The organism is Pseudoroseomonas ludipueritiae (assembly GCF_014490445.1).
GTDB lineage: Bacteria > Pseudomonadota > Alphaproteobacteria > Acetobacterales > Acetobacteraceae > Pseudoroseomonas > Pseudoroseomonas ludipueritiae.
Window position 1 is genome coordinate 1 of record NZ_JACTUZ010000267.1, and the last position, 3,191, is coordinate 3,191.

5 protein-coding genes are annotated in these 3,191 nt (G+C 68.6%); all 5 read right to left on the reverse strand.

The genetic code is table 11. The features are described 5' to 3' along the window. Positions 1 to 164 precede the first annotated feature (164 nt). Complete coding sequence (locus IBL25_RS25255) at positions 165 to 911, reverse strand: flagellar basal body L-ring protein FlgH (protein WP_187781210.1); 747 nt, start codon at positions 909 to 911, stop codon at positions 165 to 167. Between the two features lie 32 nt (positions 912 to 943). Beyond that, positions 944 to 1,393 carry a flagellar basal body P-ring formation chaperone FlgA gene (gene flgA, locus IBL25_RS25260; protein WP_187781211.1) on the reverse strand — a complete coding sequence of 150 codons (450 nt, stop codon included), beginning with the start codon at positions 1,391 to 1,393 and terminating at the stop codon, positions 944 to 946. A gap of 12 nt (positions 1,394 to 1,405) precedes the next feature. Continuing rightward, positions 1,406 to 2,188, reverse strand: coding sequence for a flagellar basal-body rod protein FlgG (flgG, locus tag IBL25_RS25265; protein WP_187781212.1), 783 nt, complete (start codon positions 2,186 to 2,188; stop codon positions 1,406 to 1,408). A gap of 22 nt (positions 2,189 to 2,210) precedes the next feature. After that, positions 2,211 to 2,966 carry a flagellar hook basal-body protein gene (locus IBL25_RS25270; protein WP_187781213.1) on the reverse strand — a complete coding sequence of 252 codons (756 nt, stop codon included), beginning with the start codon at positions 2,964 to 2,966 and terminating at the stop codon, positions 2,211 to 2,213. Position 2,967: 1 nt separating this feature from the next. Continuing rightward, positions 2,968 to 3,191: hypothetical protein (locus tag IBL25_RS25275; RefSeq protein WP_202986885.1), on the reverse strand; the 224-nt coding region annotated here is incomplete at its 5' end.

Below are 3,191 nucleotides of genomic sequence, written 5' to 3' on the forward strand. Positions count from 1 at the left end.
GGCCTCGCCGCCGCCATCGCCGCCCGCCAGCAGGCCGCCGAGGCGCAACTGCTGCAGGATCGCCGCGATGGCGCATCGCCGCTGCTGCTGGCCAGCGGGCTGGAGGCCGGCACCGCCGAACGGTTGCGCGCGGCGCTGGATGCCGCCGCCGCGCGCCACGTGCCTCAATAGGGCAGCACGCGGTCCATGAGCTGTTGCCCCCAGCGCGGCCGCAGCATGTCGGAAGAGGTGCCGCGCCCGCCATAGGAAATGCGCGCCTCGGCGATCTTCTCGGACGCGATGCGGTTGTTCGGGCGGATATCCTCCGGCCGCACCAGCCCGCGCAGCTGCAATTCCCGCAACTCGTCATTGACGCGGATTTCCTGCGAGCCGGCGATCTCCAGGTTGCCGCTGGCCAGCACGCGCACCACGGTGGCCGCCACCTGCAGGCGGATCTTCTCGTTGCGCCGCACCTTGCCCTCACCGCTGGCGGTGCTGCCGCCACCGACGCTGAGCGCCGGGTCGGTGCTGCCGCCGAAGGCGCGGGACAGATAGCCCTGCAGGCCGAAAAGCGCCGGCACCTTCAGGCTCTGCGTGCTGTCGCGATCGAGATCGGTCTTGTTGTCGAACTGCGCGCTGTCGTCGATCTCGATCTCCACCGTCAGCAGGTCGCCCACGGTGCGGGCGCGCTGGTCGCGGAAGAAGGTGCGGCTGCCTGGCCGCCAAAGGGAGCCGAAGGCGGTGGGCCCGGTGCCCTCCAGCCTCGGCCGTGCCGCCACGGCCAGCGGGCTATCCGCTTCCGTGGCGGGCGGAATGGCACCCAGCGAGCCAGGCGCCGAGAAGGGCGGTGGCTGCTGGATATGGCCGAAGCTGTCACAGGCCGCGAGGCCGAGCAACAGCAGCGTGGCACCCCATGGTCGCCTGGTGGTCATGCCCGGTCCCCCGCAGAAATTTTTTGCATGGCTCATGGCAGGCCACGGATCTCGGCGGTGCCCTCGGCCACCACCTGGGCGCGGATGGTGCGGCCGCTGCCGGGATTATGGACGCGGATCTCACGGCCCAGCGGCCCGTCCTCCAGTGCCTTGCCGCGCATTTCCAGCGACATGCCGCCGGCCTTCCAGAAGACCCGCACGGGTTCGCTGGCATGCACCAGCGCCTGTTCGCCAATGGCCTGCTGCGAGATGGCGGTGCCGGCGCGGATGCGGCGCTTCACCTCCTGCCCGACGATATCCTGGCTGCTTTCGATGAAGCCAGGGCTGTCCCGGCGCGGCTCCGCCGGGTCGATATCCTGCGGCCGCAGCAGGTCGCCCGGCTGCAGGTCGCGCGTGGCGTGCCAGACCTCGCGGGAATCCGCTGGCGGGATGTGGCAGAGCGAGGCCACCAGCAGCGCGGCACCAATGGGCAAGTTGCGCATGGCTCGTCTCCGTCAGCGCACGTTGTTGGCGGTCTGCATCATCTGGTCGCTGGCCTCGATGACCTTGGAATTCATCTCATAGGCCCGCTGCGCCTGGATCAGCTGCGTGATCTCCTGCACCACATTGACGTTGGAGGCTTCGAGGTAACTCTGCCGAACCTTGCCATAGCCTTCATCGGAGGGCAGGCCGCGATTGGGCTGGCCGGAAGCCTCGGTTTCCAGGAACTTGTTGCCGCCCGTCGCCTCCAGCCCCGCTTCATTGGCGAAGAGATAAAGCGCGATGCGGCCGGCATTCTGCTGCCGGCCATTGGCCTCGGTGACAATCACCTCGCCAGCCTGGTTGATGGTGACGTCCTTGGCATCCTGCGGCACATTGATCGCGGGCTCCAACGGATAGCCTTCGGTGGTGACGATCTGCCCCTCGGGCGAGAGCTTGAAGGAACCGTCGCGGGTATAGGCCACGGTGCCATCCGGCAGGGTGATGCCGAAATAGCCGCGTCCCTCCAGCGCCATGTCGTATTTATTGCCCGTCTCGGTCAGCGTGCCCTGGATGGTGATGCGGTTCACGGCAGATGAGCGCGTGCCGAGGCCGATCTGCGTGCCCACCGGCAGCACCGTGCCCGCCTCGGAGGAGGAGGAGCCGACGCGTTCGGAGGATTGGTAGATCAGGTCCTGGAACTCCGCCTTGCGGCGGGAGAAGGCGGTGGTCGAGACATTGGCGATGTTGTTGGCGATGACCTCGACATTGCTCTGCTGGGCCTGCATGCCGGTGGCCGCGATGCTCATGGCGCGCATGGTGGTTTCTCCTTCCTGTGGCTCAGTTCGGGCGCCCCAGCGCCTCGATCATCTTGCGGATTCGGCTGTCGTCATCAGCGACGATGCGCTGCACGTTCTCATAGGCCCGTTGCAGCGCAGTAAGATTGGCGATCTCGGCGATGGGCTGCACGGTGGAGGATTCGAGCGCCCCCTGCACCAGCCGCACCTCGCGCGATCCCGGCTCCACCGGGCGCAGATCCGCCTGCGGGATTTCCAGCAACCCGTCGCCGCCCTTGCGAATGGCGCGCGCGTCGCCAGGCTGGAAAAGACCAAGCCGCCCGACCTGCTCGGCACGGCCATCCGTTGTCGCCAGCACGGTGCCATCGGCGCGGATCTCGGCGCCCGAAAAGCGTTCCGGCATCATCAGATGGCCACCACCCTCGTCCAGCACGGGGCGCCCGGCGGTATCCACCAGAGTATTGTCCGGCGCCACGCGCAGCCTGCCGTCGCGGGTATAGCCGCGCCCGGCATTGCCCGGCCGCTCCACCGCCAGGAAGGCATTGCCGTCGATCGCCACATCCAGCGGGTTGCCCGTGGCGGCGATGGCGCCGGCGCGGGTGTCCACATAGGTGGCGCGGTCCTGCACAAAGGCGACCTCGCGCCCGGGAACATCGAGCCGGCTGACATGCGACTGGAAGAGCATCCGGTCGCCGCGATAGGCGGTGGTGCTGGCATTGGCGACATTATTGGCCACCACGTCCAACTGCTGGCGGAGCGCCATCTGGCCGGAAAGGCCGACGATGCTGGGGCCTTCCATCTCAGATCCCCTTGTCCTGGGTGGCTGGCGGCAGCAGCGCCTCGATCTGCCGGCTGCGCTCGATGGCCTCGCGCACGCCGTTGATGCCGCTGCCCGATGGCGGCGCCGAGGCATTGAGGCGCAGCATGGCGGCACTGGCGCCCTCGGGCGCCAGCAATTCCGCCGGCACCTCGGCGCGGCCCTGCGCCAGGGTGGCGGCGCTGGCCAGCCGGGCGGTGGCATCGG

Bases quoted from the DNA above. Each gene is read 5' to 3' on its own strand.
- IBL25_RS25255 (WP_187781210.1), bottom strand. From the start codon at position 911: ATGACCACCAGGCGACCATGGGGTGCCACGCTGCTGTTGCTCGGCCTC.
- flgG (WP_187781212.1), bottom strand. From the start codon at position 2,188: ATGCGCGCCATGAGCATCGCGGCCACCGGCATGCAGGCCCAGCAGAGC.
- IBL25_RS25270 (WP_187781213.1), bottom strand. From the start codon at position 2,966: ATGGAAGGCCCCAGCATCGTCGGCCTTTCCGGCCAGATGGCGCTCCGC.
- flgA (WP_187781211.1), bottom strand. From the start codon at position 1,393: ATGCGCAACTTGCCCATTGGTGCCGCGCTGCTGGTGGCCTCGCTCTGC.